Origin of the sequence: Exiguobacterium sp. s125 (genome assembly GCF_018618605.1) — a bacterium.
Taxonomy (GTDB): Bacteria; Bacillota; Bacilli; order Exiguobacteriales; family Exiguobacteriaceae; genus Exiguobacterium_A; species Exiguobacterium_A oxidotolerans.
In genome coordinates, this window is record NZ_JACSMI010000001.1 from 26700 (window position 1) to 44276 (window position 17577).

15 protein-coding genes and 1 riboswitch are annotated in these 17577 nt (G+C 49.8%); of the genes, 9 read left to right on the forward strand and 6 right to left on the reverse strand.

The window, feature by feature from the left end; genetic code table 11:
• Positions 1 to 74: 74 nt before the first annotated feature.
• Positions 75 to 866, reverse strand: a complete 792-nt coding sequence (locus KNQ05_RS00140; protein ID WP_251132461.1) for a glycoside hydrolase family 191 protein — start codon at positions 864 to 866, stop codon at positions 75 to 77.
• Between the two features lie 107 nt (positions 867 to 973).
• Positions 974 to 1058, reverse strand: a riboswitch (cyclic di-GMP riboswitch).
• A 79-nt stretch (positions 1059 to 1137) separates the two neighbouring features.
• Here KNQ05_RS00140 and KNQ05_RS00145 point away from each other — a divergent pair.
• Genes KNQ05_RS00145 through pelG form a run of 5 tightly spaced genes read left to right on the forward strand, consistent with a single transcriptional unit; the run spans position 1138 to position 7960 of the window.
• Positions 1138 to 2364: a hypothetical protein gene (locus KNQ05_RS00145; RefSeq protein WP_214766990.1), complete on the forward strand. Its 1227-nt coding sequence runs from the start codon at positions 1138 to 1140 to the stop codon at positions 2362 to 2364.
• Positions 2361 to 3269 (forward strand): hypothetical protein, encoded by a 909-nt coding sequence (locus tag KNQ05_RS00150; protein WP_214766992.1) that lies wholly within the window; start codon positions 2361 to 2363, stop codon positions 3267 to 3269. Before KNQ05_RS00145 ends, KNQ05_RS00150 begins: the two co-directional genes overlap by 4 nt.
• Positions 3266 to 5104 carry a DUF2194 domain-containing protein gene (locus tag KNQ05_RS00155; protein ID WP_214804252.1) on the forward strand — a complete coding sequence of 613 codons (1839 nt, stop codon included), beginning with the start codon at positions 3266 to 3268 and terminating at the stop codon, positions 5102 to 5104. The genes KNQ05_RS00150 and KNQ05_RS00155 overlap by 4 nt, the downstream gene beginning before the upstream one ends.
• Positions 5101 to 6519, forward strand: coding sequence for a GT4 family glycosyltransferase PelF (gene pelF, locus KNQ05_RS00160; RefSeq protein WP_214804253.1), 1419 nt, complete (start codon positions 5101 to 5103; stop codon positions 6517 to 6519). Before KNQ05_RS00155 ends, pelF begins: the two co-directional genes overlap by 4 nt.
• Complete coding sequence (gene pelG, locus KNQ05_RS00165; protein ID WP_214766998.1) at positions 6500 to 7960, forward strand: exopolysaccharide Pel transporter PelG; 1461 nt, start codon at positions 6500 to 6502, stop codon at positions 7958 to 7960. The genes pelF and pelG overlap by 20 nt, the downstream gene beginning before the upstream one ends.
• Positions 7961 to 8024: 64 nt before the next feature.
• Here pelG and galE read toward each other — a convergent pair whose 3' ends face one another.
• On the reverse strand, positions 8025 to 9047 hold the full coding sequence (gene galE / locus KNQ05_RS00170; RefSeq protein WP_214804254.1) for a UDP-glucose 4-epimerase GalE: 1023 nt from the start codon (positions 9045 to 9047) through the stop codon (positions 8025 to 8027).
• 122 nt (positions 9048 to 9169) lie between these two features.
• Here galE and KNQ05_RS00175 point away from each other — a divergent pair, with 122 nt between their 5' ends.
• Complete coding sequence (locus KNQ05_RS00175; protein WP_214804255.1) at positions 9170 to 9988, forward strand: tyrosine-type recombinase/integrase; 819 nt, start codon at positions 9170 to 9172, stop codon at positions 9986 to 9988.
• Here the strand turns inward: KNQ05_RS00175 and KNQ05_RS00180 are convergent.
• The gene (locus KNQ05_RS00180; RefSeq protein WP_214804256.1) at positions 9957 to 10808 is read right to left on the reverse strand and encodes a tyrosine-type recombinase/integrase; all 852 of its coding nucleotides are present in this window, start codon (positions 10806 to 10808) and stop codon (positions 9957 to 9959) included. The genes KNQ05_RS00175 and KNQ05_RS00180 overlap by 32 nt on opposite strands.
• Positions 10805 to 11239, reverse strand: a complete 435-nt coding sequence (locus tag KNQ05_RS00185) for a sigma factor (protein WP_029331656.1) — start codon at positions 11237 to 11239, stop codon at positions 10805 to 10807. Before KNQ05_RS00185 ends, KNQ05_RS00180 begins: the two co-directional genes overlap by 4 nt.
• Before the next feature lie 1269 nt (positions 11240 to 12508).
• Between KNQ05_RS00185 and KNQ05_RS00190 the strand changes: the two genes are divergently transcribed.
• Genes KNQ05_RS00190 through KNQ05_RS00200 form a run of 3 tightly spaced genes read left to right on the forward strand, consistent with a single transcriptional unit; the run spans position 12509 to position 16063 of the window.
• On the forward strand, positions 12509 to 13894 hold the full coding sequence (locus KNQ05_RS00190; protein WP_214804257.1) for a TcaA 3rd/4th domain-containing protein: 1386 nt from the start codon (positions 12509 to 12511) through the stop codon (positions 13892 to 13894).
• 19 nt (positions 13895 to 13913) lie between these two features.
• Positions 13914 to 14336, forward strand: a complete 423-nt coding sequence (locus KNQ05_RS00195; RefSeq protein WP_214767008.1) for a zinc ribbon domain-containing protein — start codon at positions 13914 to 13916, stop codon at positions 14334 to 14336.
• Positions 14333 to 16063, forward strand: coding sequence for a zinc ribbon domain-containing protein (locus KNQ05_RS00200; protein WP_214767010.1), 1731 nt, complete (start codon positions 14333 to 14335; stop codon positions 16061 to 16063). The genes KNQ05_RS00195 and KNQ05_RS00200 overlap by 4 nt, the downstream gene beginning before the upstream one ends.
• A gap of 46 nt (positions 16064 to 16109) precedes the next feature.
• Here KNQ05_RS00200 and KNQ05_RS00205 read toward each other — a convergent pair whose 3' ends face one another.
• A complete protein-coding gene (locus KNQ05_RS00205; protein WP_214767012.1) occupies positions 16110 to 16793 on the reverse strand; it encodes a DUF1254 domain-containing protein in 684 nt (227 codons plus the stop codon).
• Positions 16790 to 17545, reverse strand: coding sequence for a hypothetical protein (locus KNQ05_RS00210; RefSeq protein WP_214767014.1), 756 nt, complete (start codon positions 17543 to 17545; stop codon positions 16790 to 16792). Before KNQ05_RS00210 ends, KNQ05_RS00205 begins: the two co-directional genes overlap by 4 nt.
• Between the last annotated feature and the right edge of the window lie 32 nt (positions 17546 to 17577).

The following is a 17577-nucleotide window of genomic DNA, read 5'->3' on the forward strand; positions in this document are numbered from 1 at the left end:
CTGTATAATTGTGTCATGCAGGAGCACTCAGAATTGGAATTGAGTAATCGGTTATGAGATTATATTCAAGTGGATTAGAATTTATTGTAATTGAGTGTCTTGTTTGATTTTAAGTGAATGAACCCATTCTTTTTCGCGTACTTCGCACTTTTCGCACCTTGCTTAGAAGAAATCGTTAATGTCTTGATGTCTTCTTCTTCGTTCAACTCCTGAAGATCTGCCATCCGGTCTTTTGACCATTGGTCTTTTGCGACCGTCGAGTAGTTGAAGCTTTCCCACATGATGGCATCGATGTACGGATACGTATGGTATTTTAATGTCCCGAAGCCCCAGTTTTGAATCAATGAGAGGTCCGCATGTTTTGTCTTGACGCTCTTCAAGAAGTTCGTCATCGCGACTTGCTGCTGCTCAAGGATCTTTGGTTGGTCGGCATGTTCGTTGTCGATGTCGCCGACTGTATCCAAGAAGACACCGTCGAGTCCTTTATTGACGACTTGCTTTTCGACTTCTTGCATGAGGACCGCTTGGTAATGCTTCGAGTTGATGTCCATTAAGTATGAATCCCATTCCGCGTAGTGGACACGTTGTCCATCACGGTGGAAGAAATCTGATTCCTTTAATTGTGCCATCAAGTCTGTGTTCCAGTTGTCGGCTTCCATCGTGTTGATGTAGCCATAGACTTTCGTGCCGTACTTTTGAATTTCTGCGATTTGTTTCGCTGAGTAAAAGACCGGTTCGATGATCATGACATCGTACTTTTGCATCTTCTTGATTTTTGATTTCGTCGGTGCATCGTAGTAGACCTTATACGAGCTGACGGAATCGAGTGGATTCGTTGATTGAGCTTTGCCCGTGATTGGTGTCATTAGTAACACTCCTAAAAAAAGAATGCACAAAAAAGACGTCACGCGTTTGAGTGAGATAATACCCATGGTTAGTAGCCTCCTGATTTTTTATCAGAGAGCGGCTGCGGCATTGCAGACTGGCGATCGGTATCCGAAGATCGACGACCCATGTCTTTGCGCCCTTACTTTTCAGTAAGTTTGCCCTTCTCGATATTTAGTTGTAATTGCCTGTTTGACTAAATCTTACCACTGCTAACAAAAATGTAAATAACTATTTTAAGGAGAGTGTGCCATGATTTACACACAGCATAGAAATACAGTCAAATGGATAGAAATGCTAGCTAGTATTTTACTTATCGGTATTCTTGACTATATGTTTAGCCTTTCGGTCTCGAATTGGGCAATTGATCCGTTAATCTTTTATATTTTATTGTTCGCCCTCCGCTATGGTCTGCTCGGAGCGTTCGTCAGTTTCACGATGACGATGCTGTACCACCTGTTTTTCCTGTCGGTCGAAGGATCGGACATTCTCTTATTTTTATACGACCGGACGGAACTGAGCTGGATCATCTTCCACTTCCTCGTCGCGATGGTCTGCGGGATTTTCAGTACCTCGTTCCAGGAACGTTACTTATCTTTACGGCTCCGCCACGAAGAAGTCGTCGAAGAAAACAACCACTTGCTCGAGACGGTCGAAAAGCTCCGACTGTCACAGTCGACGATGCAAAAGAAGGTCCTCGACTCGGATCATACATTAACGAAAATCTACCAAGTCGGACTCGAGCTCGACCAAACGGCGGCCGACATCGTCCGCGATCGCCTCGTCGATGTCTTGAAACGTTCGTTCAAGGCAGAGAATCTTGCCATCTATCACGTCGATGCGTCAAAACGGACGTTACGACTCCACGTCCGGTTCGGTGAGAAAGAGGTCTTACCGCAAACACTATTCATCGATCCGTCGACCGGCATCTATCAACGGATGTTCAAGACGAATGCGATTTCGATCCGGACGATGGACGAGGCGGACGTCCCGTTACTGATTGCACCGATCCGCTACGACGGGAAGATTCAGGAGGTCGTCGTCATCCAGGCGATCGACTTCAACCGCCTGACGAGTTACGAGATGAACATCATGCAGTTGATTCTCGACTGGACCGGGACACGAATCGAAAAAGCGTTGACGATGGAATGGAATGCGTCGCGTGGTGATTTGATTGAAGGGACACGGATTTATCAAATCGAGCCATTCAATAAAAAAGTCGCACTCCAACAACACCGAGCTGAACAGTACGATCAGCCGTACAGTACGGTCGTCTTGCCGGTCGAACAGGTCCGGCTGTCGTTGATTGAAATGGAATTAATCCTACGCCAGTCGATGCGGGAAATCGACATCATCGGCTATGACGAGACGAATCAAATGCTCCACTTCCTCTTACCGGGAACACCGCAAGAGAACGCTGAAGGATTCAAGCAACGAATTAAAGAGTTGTTCGCACGAAAAGGAGGGAATCTTGGATGATTTTCTTCGTCCTGTTATTTTTTCTGATTCATGCCGTCATCGTCTTCCTCGTCGCGAAACTGATCACGGCACGGATGGATCCGGCACAGCGCGGTCTCGTCAAATGGATCGCCCTGATTTGTTATTTCGTCCCGCTGCTCGGTGAACTGTTCGGTCTCGTCAGTTGGCTGATCGCAAGACGATACGCGTCAGACAAGACGTTGCTCGACTACGATGACTACATCGAGTTCGACGTCGTCAACCTGGAAGGACTGCAACAACAGGCGGCCGACAACATCGATTTGGTGCCGATGGGCGAAGCGATGGCGATGGACGCGAAGGAACGGAAACAATCGATTGTCCGCTTGACGACGACATCGATTGCCGATTCCGGGAAGTACCTTCAGTTCGGGCTCGACCATGCCGACTCGGAGACGGTCCACTACGCCGCGACGGTCCGCAATACGTTATATGACCGGTACGAAGCGACGATTAAAAGTCGGGAGGAACAACTGAATCCGGGTCATGTCACGACGTATTACCACTTGATTGACGCCTTCGAAGCCTTCATCGAAAGTGGACTGCTCGACGACAGCATGCAAAAACGGATCTTTGATCGGTTCGGGTCGTACTTACAAGACATGCGGATTCAGTATCCGACGGACGCGACGTGCTTGAAGGCGTGCGGCAAGCTCGCCCTCGCGAAAGGCGACGTCGCGGACGGACTCGGCTACTATGAACGCTTGATCATGCACTACCCGGAGCAAGCGGACGGCTACATGCTGGCGATTGAATATCACTTCACGAGAGGCGACTGGACGAAGCTGGCACCGCTCGTGACACAACTGAAAACACACGTCGCACCGGACGACATTCCGGACGACAAACGCTACATTTTGGACCGGCTGGAAGGAGTGGAACTATGAAAAAATCGATCACGACCTATGTCGTCGCCGTCTTCGCGATTCTGCTCGTCACGATCGGCGTCGTCCAGTTGTTACGTCTTGATTATGGACATCGCCTGATTCCGACCGAGGAGACGCAACAAAAGACGTTTCAGACGATGTCGGGCAAGGAGGGACAGATGGACGGAGAACCGTTACAAGTCTATATCCATCAGGATAAAGGCGAGCTCTCAAAAAGTGTCTTGACGAACTTTAAATATGCACTGAAGTATGCGAAAGTCCCGTATACGAATATCTCAATCAAAGAAATCGAGCAATTGGAGCCGTCCGAGCGGACCGTGCTTGTTTTAGCGGGGGAGCACTCACGTGACTGGCCGTACGAAACGATTCGTCAATTCGTCAAGGACGGCGGACGGCTTTATATCGCAGCACGCTTCATCAATCAAGACTGGGCGGAACTCGTCGGGGTGAAACAGTTCGGTGATTTCAAAGACGGCATCAACGGATTGATTTTCAAGGAAGAAATTTTCCCCGGTTTCGTCGATTTGCCGGACTCGTCAAACTTGTTCGCCCACAGTATCGCCGACGTCGAGCTGCTACCGCAAGCGAACGTCAAAATCACGGCGTCCGGTGAACCGATTCTTTGGACATCAGCGTACGGCAAGGGAACAGTCCTGTTCTGGAACACGACGTCGCTCGCTGAGAAAAACTCACGCGGTTTAATGCTCCAGACGTTATCGTTATTGTTCCCGTCATTCGTCAGTCAACAGGCGGCGATCAAAGTGACGCATCTCGATGACTTCCCGTCACCGGTCCCCGGGAATACGAACGCCGCAATCGAGAAGACTTATAACCGGACGATCAAGGAGTTCTTTAAAGAAATCTGGTGGCGTGACATGAAACGAATCGCCGACGAACAAGATGTCACCTATACCGGGTTCATCATCGGCAGCTATAAGAATACGACGGAAGAGACGACGGAAGACTTGTCGGAGAAAATCCGCACCCCGATGCTCAACTATGGGCGGGGTCTGCTGAAGATGGGTGGCGAAATCGGACTGCACGGCTTTAATCACCAGCCACTCGTCGTCGCCGGTGAGACGCTTGACCCGAACCTCGGTTATGTCCCGTGGAACAACCGTGATCAAATGGAGGAAGCATTAAAGAAAGTCATCGGGACGCACGACTATTACTTCCCGAACGAGTCGATTCAAAGTTATGTCCCGCCGTCGAACATCATCAACGAGACCGGTTTGACAGCACTCAACAATGTCTTTAAAGACAAGTTGATCGTCGCCTCACTCTACTCGGGCGATCCCTCGATGGGTAGCTACATCCAGGAGTTCGGACCGGATCCTATCCATCAAAATCTGTATAACTTCCCGCGTATTTCGAGCGGCTACAACGAAACGGCAAACGATACGTTCGTCATGGCGGACGCCGTCGCGAACTTCGGAATGTTTACCCACTTCATCCACCCGGATGACGTGCTCGACGAAGACCGGTCGAAAGGGAAGGGCTGGGCAGAGATGGAGAAGACGATGGAAGAGATGTTCCGCGACGTCAAGACGATGTATCCGTACCTCGAGAGCTTGACCCAGTACGAAGCGTATGAAAAATACGTCCAGTACCAACAGTCGGACATCAACGTCACCTATACGGACAAGACGATTGAAATCAACGGGACGAACATGTTGAAGCCATCGGTCATGCTCGTCCGTGTCGCTCCGGGTCAACACCTCAAGACAGGGACGTTCGATTTCGGGACGGTCCGCGCGCTTGCAGGCGAGACGTTGTATCAAGTCACGTTGACGAAAGCAACGGTCACGCTACCGATCGAGGAGGGGACAGAATGAAGATTGGTTTAGTCGTCGAAGGCAGCTATCCCTACGTCAGCGGCGGTGTCGCGAGCTGGGTCCACATGGTGATCCAGCAGATGCCGATGCATCAGTTTGAAATCATCGCCATCACACCGACGCAACTGACGGAAGCGGATTATAAATACAACTTACCGGACAATGTGGCGGGTGTGACGAACTTATCACTCGATCTCAAATACGACCGTCCGAAACCGAAGCACGTCCTGTCGGTAGAACAAGGGCGGTTGATTCAACAATGGATGACGTTCCAACATGTCGAAGCCCCGGTCTTCCCGATCTTCGAACAAGCGGTTGGGACGTCGGAGCACTTCTTCGCGAGCCGGCTCTTCTTCGAGCTCGTCAAGACGAGTTATGAGACGGAAAAACAATCCGGCTCATTCATCGATTACCTCTGGATGTGGCGGAGCATGTATACGCCGGTCCTTGAGTTACTGCAGGCGGAGTTACCGCAAGTCGACTTGATTCACTCGGCGTCGACCGGGTACGCTGGACTCGTCGCGAGTGCGATTAAACAACGGCAGGGCGTGCCGTACATCTTGACGGAGCACGGCATCTACTCGCGGGAGCGGGAAGAGGAACTGTTACAGGCGACGTGGATTCCAGTCGAATACCGGGCGCACTGGATTCGCTTCTTCCACCATTTGTCGGCGGAAGCTTATCAGGAAGCCGATGACGTCATCACGCTGTTCGACCGCAACGGCGAACTGCAACAGGAACTCGGGGCACCTGCGGCGAAGCTGCGGATCATCCCGAACGGTATCGATGCCGTCCGTCTGTCGAGTTTACCGGTCGTCGAGAAGGGACCAATCCTGAAGATTGGTGCCATCGTCCGCGTCGTCCCGATCAAGGACATCAAGACGATGATTCATGCGGCGAAGGTCCTGCAAGAGATGGACGTCGCGTTCGAGCTGACGATCATGGGACCGCTCGACGAGGACGAGGAATATGCGACCGAGTGCCAACAGTTGATCGAACAGTTCGAACTTGATCCGTATGTGACGCTCGCCGGCAAGGTCGACATCGCAGCCTACTTGCCGACGTTTGACGTCTGCTTGTTGACGAGCATCTCGGAAGGGCAACCGCTCGCCGTCCTCGAAGGCATGGCAGCTGGTGTCCCGTGGATCGTGACCGATGTCGGGGCTTGCTCGGAATTGATTAACGGACGCGAAGACGACCCTTACGGACCAGCCGGGTTCGTCGTCCCGCCGGTCAATCCCGGACGGATCGCCGAGCGCTGCGCGTGGTTCGCTACGCATCGCGCGGATGCGAAAAAACTCGGGGAGAACGGCAAGAAACGGGCCTTGAAATACTATCAGACACACCAGTTCATCGCCGAGTACGTGGCACTTTATGAAGAAAGGGGGCTGGCATATGGCGGGCATCGGGTTTAAGCTCCAAAAGCTGTTCCAGGAAGATTATTTTTCAGCACGTCTGAAGGCGTATGCCTTCGCAGGGCTCGTCACATCCGGTCCCTGGTTGATCGTCATCGTCACGATCGCCTTGACGCAGTGGTTGACGACGTACTTGTCAATCGCTTCGTTCGAGGAACGGACGACGTTCAACTTAACGATTTCCTACTGCTTCATCTTTTCACAAGTCATCCTCGGGATTCAGCAGCTCGTCGTCACGCGGTATCTCGCCGATTGTTTTTATGAGAAGCGCTACAAGGAAATCTTCCCGACGTTCATCGGGATGACGAAGATGACGATCGCGATTGCCGCCGTCTTCTACGCGATTTTCCTGACGTTCTCCGAGTTGCCGTTCCTGTCGAACCTGTTGATTTTGATTCTCTTTTTGACGATCAACCTGATTTGGGTGCAGTTCTTATTCCTGAGTGCGGCGAAGTTTTATCAAGCCGTCGCCTATAGCTTTTTAGGGGGAGCGGCAGTATCGATCATCTCCGTCCTCTTGATCGACCGCTTCTTAATGCCGTACTTGACGGCACCGTTCGCGACGAGCATGGCGTTGACGGCAGGCTTTACGCTCGGGATGCTCGTGACGTTGTTCGGTCTGTTTACGGCGATGTTGTTGACGTTCCCGAACCGCGAGACGAAAGATCCGTTTAGTTACCTCAGCTACTTCGACCGGCATCCGGCGTTGTTTTGGACGAGCTTCCTCTACAACATCGGCGTCTGGGTCAGCAACTGGGTGATTTGGTTCTCGGAAGGCGGAGCCGTCCATCTCGGGACGTTCCGGTATCACCCCGTCTACGATACGGCAATCTTCCTCTCGTACTTGACGGTCATCCCGACGATGACGATCTTCGTCATCTCCGTCGAGACCCGTTTTTACGAGCGCTACCGTGTCTTTTACGGTTACGTCAATGAGGGCGGGACGCTCCAGCAAATCAACAAGGCGAAAGCAGCGATGTTGCTGATTTTACGGCAAGAGCTCCAGCGGCTCGTCCGCAATCAGGGACTGTTCACGCTGTTCGTCCTGATTTTTGCCTCGACCTTGCTCAGTAGTCTCGCCTTGTCGAAGGAGACGATCAGCATCTTCCAGATGACGACGATCGGTGCTTTCTCGAACGCGATGGTCCTCGTCCTGACGCTGCTGTTGCTCTATTTCGAAGATCAGCGCGGTGCCTGTATCACGTCACTGCTGTTCTTCGCCGTCAACGGCGTCTTCGCGGTTGCGTTAGCACCGTTCGGATATGACGGATTCGGTCTGAGCTTCGCATTAGGGTCGACGGTGACGTTCGCCTACGCCTTGATCCGCTTGATTCAGTACGTCAATGAGATCGATTACCATACGTTTTGCCGCTATGAGCCGCGCCAGCGGTCAACCCGCTTCACCCGCGTCGGGGAACGGTTGAACCGGCGCTCGGCCTAACAAAAAAAGCCTGAATCGAAGTAGCATCTCGCTACTCGGATTCAGGCTTTTTTGTGGACGGTCATCAGCGGCGGTTCATTTCACGCGGATAGCCTTCCGGGTTTTGTGACTGCCAGCGCCAAGCATCCTGGCACATGTCATATAACGTTTTTTCAGCTTTCCAGCCGAGGAGGCGTTCAGCTTTTGACGCATCCGCATAACAGGCGGCGACGTCACCCGGACGACGGTCGACGAACTTGCGTTTGACGTCGATGCCGGTCGCTGACTCGAACGTCGTCACTAAGTCGAGGACGCTTGAGCCGGTCCCTGTTCCTAAGTTGAACGCTTCGATACCTTGGTGCTTATACTCAAGTGCTTTGAGGTGTCCTTTTGCGAGATCGACGACGTGGATGTAATCGCGAATCCCGGTCCCGTCCGGCGTCTCGTAATCCTGTCCGTAGACACTGAGTTCATCCAAACGTCCGGCTGCGACTTGCGTGACGTACGGCATCAAGTTGTTCGGGATGCCGTTCGGGTCTTCCCCGATCAATCCACTGATATCGGCACCAATCGGATTGAAGTACCGTAACAGGGAAATCTCCCAGTCCGTGTCGGACGCCGCGACGTCTTCAAGCATCTGTTCAATCATCAATTTCGTCGCGCCGTACGGATTCGTCGTCGAGCGTGGCGCCGACTCGTCAATCGGTGTCGTTTCCGGCACACCATAGACGGTCGCGGATGAACTGAAGACGAGTTTTTTGACGTTGTGTCGCGCCATGACCTCGAACAAGACGAGTGAACTGACGAGATTGTTCTTATAGTACGACAGCGGTAAGGCGACAGACTCACCGACCGCTTTCAAACCGGCGAAGTGGATGACGGCTTCGATGTCATGCTGCGTAAAGATTTGTTCGAGCGCGTTCATGTCCATCACGTCGTTTTCATAAAACGTGACCGATTTTCCCGCGAGCTGCTCGATCCGGTCGAGGGCGATTTTTTGACTGTTGCTCAAGTTGTCGATGACGACGACTTCATATCCTGCTTGGAGCAGTTCAAGACACGTGTGGCTACCGATATAACCGGCGCCTCCTGTTACTAAGATTTCCATAAAGATTCTCCTTTTTGTTACAATTATTGGATAAGCATAGCATGAAATGATTGTCTGTTCCATGCTTGAAAGCTCTTGGAAAGGGAATCCTTTTACTAGACCAATTATGAGGAGGATTAACCATGACCCACTTCGACTATCTCGAGCAGTATCTCCAAACGCACGCGACGTATTCGGCGCTGACGATCAAAGCCTACCGCAGTGATTTACGGCAGCTGAAGAAGGCGTGTGTCGAGTGGTCGGTCAAGTCCCTCCAAACGTATTTTGATCACGTCATCGGACAGTATAAACCGGCGACGGCATTGCGGCGGTATCATGCGTTGATGGCACTCGGGAATGAACTTGTTCGAGTGAAACGACTTAAGGTCAATCCAATGAAACAAGTTCGACCGATCGTCCATCAGCACGTCCGGCAACGGGACGGTTATCCGTTGCTCGAAGCCATCGATGTCATCCGGCAAATCAAGCATCCGACGTACCGTCTCTTTTTTGAACTCATCAGCCAAACGGGCCTCCGCTTCATGGAGGCCCGTTTGTTGTCGATCGAGGACATTCAGTTTGCGACGGCGACGTTACTCGTCCGGCATGGAAAAGGACGACGCTTGCGAACCGTACCGCTCGGGCGCCATTTGGTCACGAAGTTAAAAGCGTTCATTGGAGGTCGCGTGACAGGGTACGTTTTTCGCTCCGTCCGTGGCAAGGCAATCCACGAACAAGGGGCGCGGGACGCGTTACGGAACCAATCGCTCGCCCGGTCGGGACGGATGCTCCGTCCGCATGATTTACGTGTCGGCTACGCGACCTACCTGTACCAGACGGCGGGCTGTAAGTTACTCGAGATTCAACGCCTGCTTGGACATGCCCGGTCGGAGACGACGGAAGGCTATATCTTGAGCCGGGAGACGAAACTCAGACAAGTCGTCGATGCCTTGTCGGCGTAAGGCGGTTGATTGACGAACGGGCGACTTCAGCCGACGGTAAGATATACTGTTGCGTCGTCTTCGCGTCACTGTGACCAAGCAGCTGCATGACCGTCAGCAAGTCGGTCTGGTGTTCCCGGTAAAGGGTCGTCGCGAACGTCACCCGGAGGTCGTGCGGACGTAACGTCCGGCCGAGCAAGACTTCGCTCGCCTGCCGCAATTGTTTCCGTGTCGTGTCGGGACGTAACCGCCGTCCTTGATCGGTCAGGAATAAATATTCCCCGTCCGGTCGTTCCGTCTCGATGTACCGCAACAGGACGTCTGTCAATTCGTCGTTCAACGGGACGAAACGGGATTTGTCGCCTTTACCGTGGCGGACGAACAGGTGGCGCTCCGTAAAATCAAGATCGGCACACGTCAATTGGTGGGCTTCACTGAACCGGAGTCCGGTATGGAGCAGTAAAAAGTAAAACGCATACGTCGCTTCATCGGTCAGCGTGTCGATGACACGATGGGCATCCGGATAGCTGAAGGCTGTTCGCAGTTTCGGATTCGGACGAGCCGGTTTCTTAATCTGCTTGAGAGGGTTTTTCGCAAGTGACCGCTCCGCGACGAGGGCATCGAACAAGGTCGCTAAGGCATGGATCCGACGGGCGACGGTCGTCGGGGCATAGGTCGTGTGAAGCAGTGTGACGTATCTTCGGAGTGACGGAATATCGAGGGCCGTCGCATGACGACAGAGGTGGCGGACGTCCGAGCGATAGGCTTTTTTGGTCAGACGGCTGTAGGTGGGGGAATCCTCAATCAAGGCGAGTAAGCGGTCGAGGTAGAACGTCATCATAGGAGGATACCTTCGACTTTCCGCTTCAAGTCGGACTTGAGGGAGCGCAGACGGGCGTCGGAGTAGCCGAGTGTTCCTTCCGTTCCAGCGATCATTGCCTGAAGGAAGGTGAATTCTTTCGGGGAGAGGGCGTGTTCGAGTTCGTTCAGCAAGTAAGGGAAGGAAACAGTTTGTTGACGAGGCAATTCCGGCAGGGTTTCGACAGCGACTTCGGTAGTCAGTGTGCGAGTTCGTTTAGCGAGATAGTCGAGCATCGCGCCGCGCGCCCGAATGCGGACGAACGTGATTGATAATTCCTTGCCAGATTCGATGGATGTCCAGAGGCGGAGCAACGCTGCTTGCCGGCATTCATCGTGTTCGTTCGGATGAATCGAGAGGCGGTGCAGGAGTGAATTGATCAGAGGGAGCCAGTGGTGTAAGGCTTCATTCATGGGAAGGATCCAATCTTTCGGATATGCATATCGAAGGGTATTCCGCGGTAGTTTTAGTATAAGTAGAGTTATCCTGAAGCGACGCGCGACAAGACAAGGGTTTGCCTCGGTCAATCGTCGATATTTAGTTGGAAAACGAGACGAACGGCTTTTGAAAGCTCAGAAAACCGTTGGCATGATTCAAAAAAGATGGTTTGAAAAGAGAGGATAACTCTACTTATCCTCGGGGGTGTTCGGAAAAAAACAAACGGATAATGCATGCTGTTATACATGAGACAGTTTGTCAAATTAAGTGCAACACCTCTTCCGAGAAGACCTCGTATACAATTTTTCGGTTGATACATTTTCTTTATATGCGCACGGATCCAGGATAGCGTTTGAGCGAATTCAGAACGACTGAGCTTGCTAAAATCTGCTTCCTTCTGTAAGAATTCATGGAAAAAACTAATAGCGTTTTTGTTACTCCGACATTGCCGGGAAGAGTACGAATCAGTGAAGTACGTGGATACTCCTAACGTTTCGCAAATGACAACTGAACTCTTTCCCACGGTCTGTCGTCGCAGTCTGAAGTGTTCCGGCAGGGAAAGAAGCATGGAGTGTATGAATCGCCTCTTCCATTAAATCAAAAGAACAGTTAGACATCGATAACGTAATTGTAGAAACGACTCTTTCGCTTCAGAAGGGTGTTTGCTGATTGATAGTCTGATATTGAAGCGTCTCTGCGCGCTTCGCGTGGTTTTGGACGCAGAAGGCCAGCATGAGCCTTGATAAGGTCATTCCAGATCCCACGATAAATCGCTTTGAATGATGGTTGGTCCTCTTGGAATAAACGTCCTGTAATCTGTTTGATTGACATAGTAAGCATCTTAGTGCGGATTTGGCCTCGGTTCTTATGAAATCATAGAGGGATGATGCTCAAGGCATTTAGCAATCTTTTGAATCGAGGATCTTAAATCGAGATACGTCTCTATCTACAATATCAGTAAAAAAGCGTTGTTTTGGATTGACTACGTTATAAAAAGAAATCTCCGCTATTTGGTGTTTCTGCGACAAATCTATGATTCCTTTCAACCTTTTCTCCTTTAGGAGTGAAGGTTTTTTATACAACATGAGTTTTTTTGATGAAGATAATAACTTTTTACATACATTCACAAAAGTATGTAATTAATAATTTTTTACAATAAATAGTAAATGTAATAAAAACGTGTTAGAATTTTCTATGGTTATTTTTTACTAATCAAAATTAAGAAATAGAGAGGGAGATTTGTCATGGCATGTGTGAATTGTTCGGATGCTGCAAAACGTGGCTTGAAGTTTTGTCCGAGTTGCGGTGATGAATTGGAACATCATGTAGAACAAGTAGAACCAGTAGAAAAAGAACGCGACGTCAGACCGGTCCGTCCTAATAAAATGAGTAAGTCTGCAAAGGCCATTCTTTTAACGGTTGGATTATTGGTCGTAGCAGGTGGCGCGTATTATGGACTCGCGACACAATGGTTCACGGTCGAGGCGACGACAAATCAGGTGCGGGATGCGATTCGCTCAGACGATGCGATATTACTCGCTGAGCATACGGAGTTCAATGGAAAGCCAATTGATCAGAAGATGGCGCAACGTTTCTTAGATGCCTTGAAAGAGACGCCAGAGCAAAAGAAATCATTCATGGATTATTTATTAATGGCTGGTGCTTCAATTCAGGCAGAAAACGAAAGTGACGTTCCCGGTCAAATCGTAGCAAGTGGTCGTCAACTCGGGATCTTTAAGGATTACCGTTTACGCCTCGATAGTGTTAAAACGGAAGTCATCAGTAACTTTAAAGGAACGAAGGTCACGCTCGTGAATCCGGTCGGAACGGAAAGTAGTAAAGCGTCGGCGGAAGGTATCATGATGGACGGTGTCTACCCGGGATTAATGGATGCCAAAGTCGCGTATGACGGCGAATACGGAAAAGAGTCGAGCGATGTCACAATTAATCCATTGACGCTTGACGCTGCAAATCGAAAATTTGAAATCACGTTAAAAGGAAATGCGATCGAGCTCGATCAGACGTATCCGGATGCCTTTTTGATCGTTGATGGAAAGTCGACATCTAAACAAGTATCGGATTTGAAGAACTATGGACCGATCCCGAAGAACGGCATCAAACTCTCGATTGAGAATTCATTCCCATGGGGGGAGGAGACATCGGATGAGATTGTCGTCAAACCGGATACCAAAAAAGCGACGTTCACGTTCGAACCATCAGAAGCCGTGCTGAACCAACTTCAAGGAGTTGTCGAGCAGCATGCGTCCGACTGGGTCGATGCGGCAACCTATCAGGATACGAGTTATTTCTCGCTCGTGGATGATGCGTCTTACCTTGCGAAACAACAAAAGAACTATGACGATTGGAGCCGAAAGGACTTGGAGTGGGACGGAGAGTTCATGAATGCATCGATTGATCGTTCGTCAGCGAAGTTTGTCGAGTACGGGAATATGGTCGGCATCGAAGTCATGGCGACAACATATATTCGAGGTGAACTGTATACGTATGCGAGTGAATCACCAGGAAAGTCAACATCGAAGTCACTCTTCCGCTATCTCTTCACATATGGTAGTTCAGAAGATAGCTATGAGGAAGGGTTCCGAATTCAACAGGCAACGAACATTAAATAAAAATAAGGGGGCAACAAAGATGATGGATTGGCAAACAGTCAAATCACGTTTTCAAGGGATGACAGCAAAAGAATTACAGGATCAGGCGGAGCAGGCACGACGTGAAAAAGGACGCTTGTTGTATGAAATCGGAGAGCGTCATTACATGAAGCTGCGGAGCGAAGGACGTCGTCAAGAAATCGAGGACATTCTTGCGCAAGAAGTACTCGTGTTCGGTGCATTGTCACGGATTGATGAGATGGAAGTCGAAGCTGCACAAAAACAATGTAAGTCATGCCGGACACCACTTGAGCCAGGCGCGAAGTTCTGTGGTAAATGCGGCACGTCCGTCCCGCGTGAGAACGAACAAGCGAAAGTCGCATGTACGACATGTCATACGCCACAACGTAATGATCAGCATTTCTGTACATGTTGTGGATCGGAAATGGGGCAACGCGTATGAAGTATTGTTCGACCTGTGGTCAAGCACATGCTCCCCACGCCCAGTATTGCGAAGTAGACGGAACGTCACTGGATAAGCAAGCCCGTCCGATTCGTTTCGAACAAGCAACTCATTTCTGCGTCGGGTGTGGTACACAAATGGATGGTCGTGCGTCCTATTGTCCGAATTGTGGACATTCGCGCCTTATCGCGGCGACGTCAGAAGGCTCGCTTGTGGATCGCCTTCCGGGTATGGACGACATTCGTAAGAAGTGGAAGTCACAGGATTGGAATGTGAATCTTCCATGGAAAGAGCGCGGACAATCGTTTTTATCACGATTCAATCTATCGCTTGGGAATCCGAGTCTTGTCATCGGTAGTATCGCTGCCGTCATTTGTTTTGCTGCAATCATCGTCTTATTGTTCATCATGCTTGGTCTCCTCAGTGATAACCCGGCATTAGAAGGAATCAAGACTGTTCAACAAAACATGGGGGATGATTTTAGTACATTCGGTATGTTCTTCTTCCTTGCCTTCGTTGCCCTTGCTGGTCTCCAGCTCACATCAAGTGAAGACTTGAAGTCACGTTTCCTTACAGAAGTGGTAGGTAACGATGCAGAACAGTTCTCTGATATTCAAAAAGCTATCGATCAACTTGATTTTCATATTTTCTCAGGACACTTCTTGCTGTCCTTACCGGGTCTGCTTCTATTAATCGGGAGTGCATGGTTACTGGAACGAGGTGGTGTCATCGGGATCAAGGCGACATCATGGAATGAACGAATCGAACGTGCTGTCATTTTTGCCCTGACGTTATCGTTAATCACGCTGGTCGTCGGATTGCTCGCGACAGACTTCGGTATCTTCGATCTACATCTGGTCACAGGAATGCTTCGGATTTTCCTTCTATCACTTGGTGGTGTCCTGTTGTTCCAATTCATCGGTCAAACGAATCTGCACGGTTCTTGGCAAGTTGGACGAATCGCTGCGACGACATTAATGAGCGTCTATTTGTTCGGTGTCCTGCTGACGTCGTTCGGACAACTGTATTATCTAAACGAGCTCGATGAAATGGACGAAGTCGAATTTGGTGAATCAGCAAGTCTCGTCCTGTTGAGTGGCGCGTCTCCGCTTTACGCGATGTCACAAGCGGGGCAAGTCGACTTCAAGATGACTGTTTTGACGGAAGACTTCCGTTTAGGTGCTGCCTTATATGGCGAAGACCGCTTGAGTGATCTGCAACGACCAGTGGAAGAAGCAGGAGAAGCTTCGAATCTGAGTCGGATTCAAGGAATCATCGGTAACCAGATTGAAAACGGAGAAGATCCAACACTCGATCCGAAAGTGACACGTTTTGATGAAACGGTGGATGTTGGACTCTTAACACGTTTCGCGCAAATCGCGAATGCCTCCACTCCATTTGAAGAAGAGCAATTGCTCAGTTCAAGTGTTGCTCCGTACGGCTTGATTGCTCTTATACTGATGTTCGTTATCCATATCGGAATCGGATTCCGTTGGATTCGGACGTTACCTAATGTGGTGATTTATGCTGGGGTCTTTATGATCGGTGGACTCATTCTAGCTTACTTCACACAAACGCGGTTTGAACTGCAATGGGATAACGATATCCTAGCCGGTGTCGTCGTTTCTACTTTGACATGGTGGAATGCGTTCATGCTTTTCCTCTTCCCATTCCTCGGTGGATTAGTGGGGTATGGATTGAACCGCTTCAAAGATACAAAAGGATGATTCCAAACAAAAACGCTTGTCTCCGTTTGCGAAGACAAGCGTTTTATCATAAGGATTGTTTGGTCGTCTGTTCAAAGTCGATTGTCGAGTCTTTTTCAATGCCGGAATCTCGCAATGTCAGACTACCGTCCTCATTAAACTGGATTTCTAAAGAGGACTCGTAAAAGTAAAGCATCAAGCTATTGTCGGAATTAAAACGTCCGCTATACGTATAGTCATCGAGTGGCTGTCCTTCATAATCGAGGGCATCATGGATTGTCAACGTCGCTTCGCGGTTTGGACGCGTCACGACATCGATTGTCGCACTCGTATAATCTTGCTCGTACTCGCCTTGATCACTCGTCGAGTATGAATAGGTACCCGCCACGTCACGAAACGTTTTTTCGACCTTACCAAGTGTCCGGTGGTAACGGGCCGCTTCGTTCGCAAGTGCTCGGTCACCGAACGTCTGATTCATGACCCGTTCCGCATAACGAAGGGCATCCGTCGTCTGATTCATGAACAAGGCAGCTTCCAAATCGTGAAAAGCTTCTTGTTGCTGCATCAGTGCGATCAGACGTTTGTCTGTTGCACCTTCCGTACGAGCTTTCTCGCGCCATTGTTGTTCTTCGAAAAGGTCTCCGGCGAGTGTACTTTGAGCGCTTTGCTTCAAGTAAATCTCTGCTGAGTCGTTACTACAGCCACTGAGTACGATAGCTGTGAAGAGAAGAGGAAGTACACGTGACATCATGATGTAGTCTCCTTCTTGAAAGTTCGTTTCACAGAGGTAATGCTGTACCGGTCGTCATCGAACGTAACCTCATATTCGACGATAGCACGATAGAAACGTTTCTTTTCTTCGTCATTACTAAAATGAAGTAGAGCATACGTCTCGGTCGTTTCAACTCTGAAATCATTTTCGTTGAGGGCTTCTATATGATTGAATGTCATATCTTTTAATGTGATGTAACTATATGGATCTTCTTCAGGCACCTCAAGTAAATCACTGAAGTGGTCTCGCTCATCTTCTGTTAAATCGTCTTCACCGTAGAATAAATCAGCATAGGAATTGTAGTCCTCGATGGTGGAATCGTAGTAATCCCAGACACCGTCTTCTCCATTATTGAGCAAGGGAAGACGCTGGGCGTAACTGGTTAGGAACTCGTACAAGGAATCTGCTGAGGCTGCATCAAACATGAGGTAATCCTCAAGGTCTTCATCATCTAGTTGATTACGTTGTGTCGCTGAGGCACCTTCCGGCAAGACTTGATCGATATCGGCCGCTGCATGTGTCAGCTCACTTGTCTTAAATAACGGTTGTGCAGCTTGATATTTGAGATAACCGAAAGTTCCTCCACCAATGCAAAGCAATACAATCAGCAATCCGATAAACCAGGATTTTTTTGAGGAACGGAATCGCGTGTGACGATTTTTTTGACCACATACCGGACAGTAAATCATTTGATCATTCATCGGGGTCTGGCAATTCGAACAATGTGACATAAAAAAGCACTCCTTTCTTACCTTCGTCATTA

Excerpts from the sequence above, each read along its gene's own strand:
- galE (WP_214804254.1), bottom strand. The coding sequence starts at position 9,047 with ATGGAAATCTTAGTAACAGGAGGCGCCGGTTATATCGGTAGCCACACG.
- KNQ05_RS00175 (WP_214804255.1), top strand. The coding sequence starts at position 9,170 with ATGACCCACTTCGACTATCTCGAGCAGTATCTCCAAACGCACGCGACG.
- pelF (WP_214804253.1), top strand. The coding sequence starts at position 5,101 with ATGAAGATTGGTTTAGTCGTCGAAGGCAGCTATCCCTACGTCAGCGGC.
- KNQ05_RS00150 (WP_214766992.1), top strand. The coding sequence starts at position 2,361 with ATGATTTTCTTCGTCCTGTTATTTTTTCTGATTCATGCCGTCATCGTC.
- KNQ05_RS00190 (WP_214804257.1), top strand. The coding sequence starts at position 12,509 with ATGGCATGTGTGAATTGTTCGGATGCTGCAAAACGTGGCTTGAAGTTT.
- KNQ05_RS00145 (WP_214766990.1), top strand. The coding sequence starts at position 1,138 with ATGATTTACACACAGCATAGAAATACAGTCAAATGGATAGAAATGCTA.
- KNQ05_RS00155 (WP_214804252.1), top strand. The coding sequence starts at position 3,266 with ATGAAAAAATCGATCACGACCTATGTCGTCGCCGTCTTCGCGATTCTG.
- KNQ05_RS00210 (WP_214767014.1), bottom strand. The coding sequence starts at position 17,545 with ATGTCACATTGTTCGAATTGCCAGACCCCGATGAATGATCAAATGATT.
- KNQ05_RS00140 (WP_251132461.1), bottom strand. The coding sequence starts at position 866 with ATGACACCAATCACGGGCAAAGCTCAATCAACGAATCCACTCGATTCC.
- KNQ05_RS00195 (WP_214767008.1), top strand. The coding sequence starts at position 13,914 with ATGATGGATTGGCAAACAGTCAAATCACGTTTTCAAGGGATGACAGCA.
- KNQ05_RS00180 (WP_214804256.1), bottom strand. The coding sequence starts at position 10,808 with ATGATGACGTTCTACCTCGACCGCTTACTCGCCTTGATTGAGGATTCC.
- KNQ05_RS00185 (WP_029331656.1), bottom strand. The coding sequence starts at position 11,239 with ATGAATGAAGCCTTACACCACTGGCTCCCTCTGATCAATTCACTCCTG.
- KNQ05_RS00200 (WP_214767010.1), top strand. The coding sequence starts at position 14,333 with ATGAAGTATTGTTCGACCTGTGGTCAAGCACATGCTCCCCACGCCCAG.
- pelG (WP_214766998.1), top strand. The coding sequence starts at position 6,500 with ATGGCGGGCATCGGGTTTAAGCTCCAAAAGCTGTTCCAGGAAGATTAT.
- KNQ05_RS00205 (WP_214767012.1), bottom strand. The coding sequence starts at position 16,793 with ATGATGTCACGTGTACTTCCTCTTCTCTTCACAGCTATCGTACTCAGT.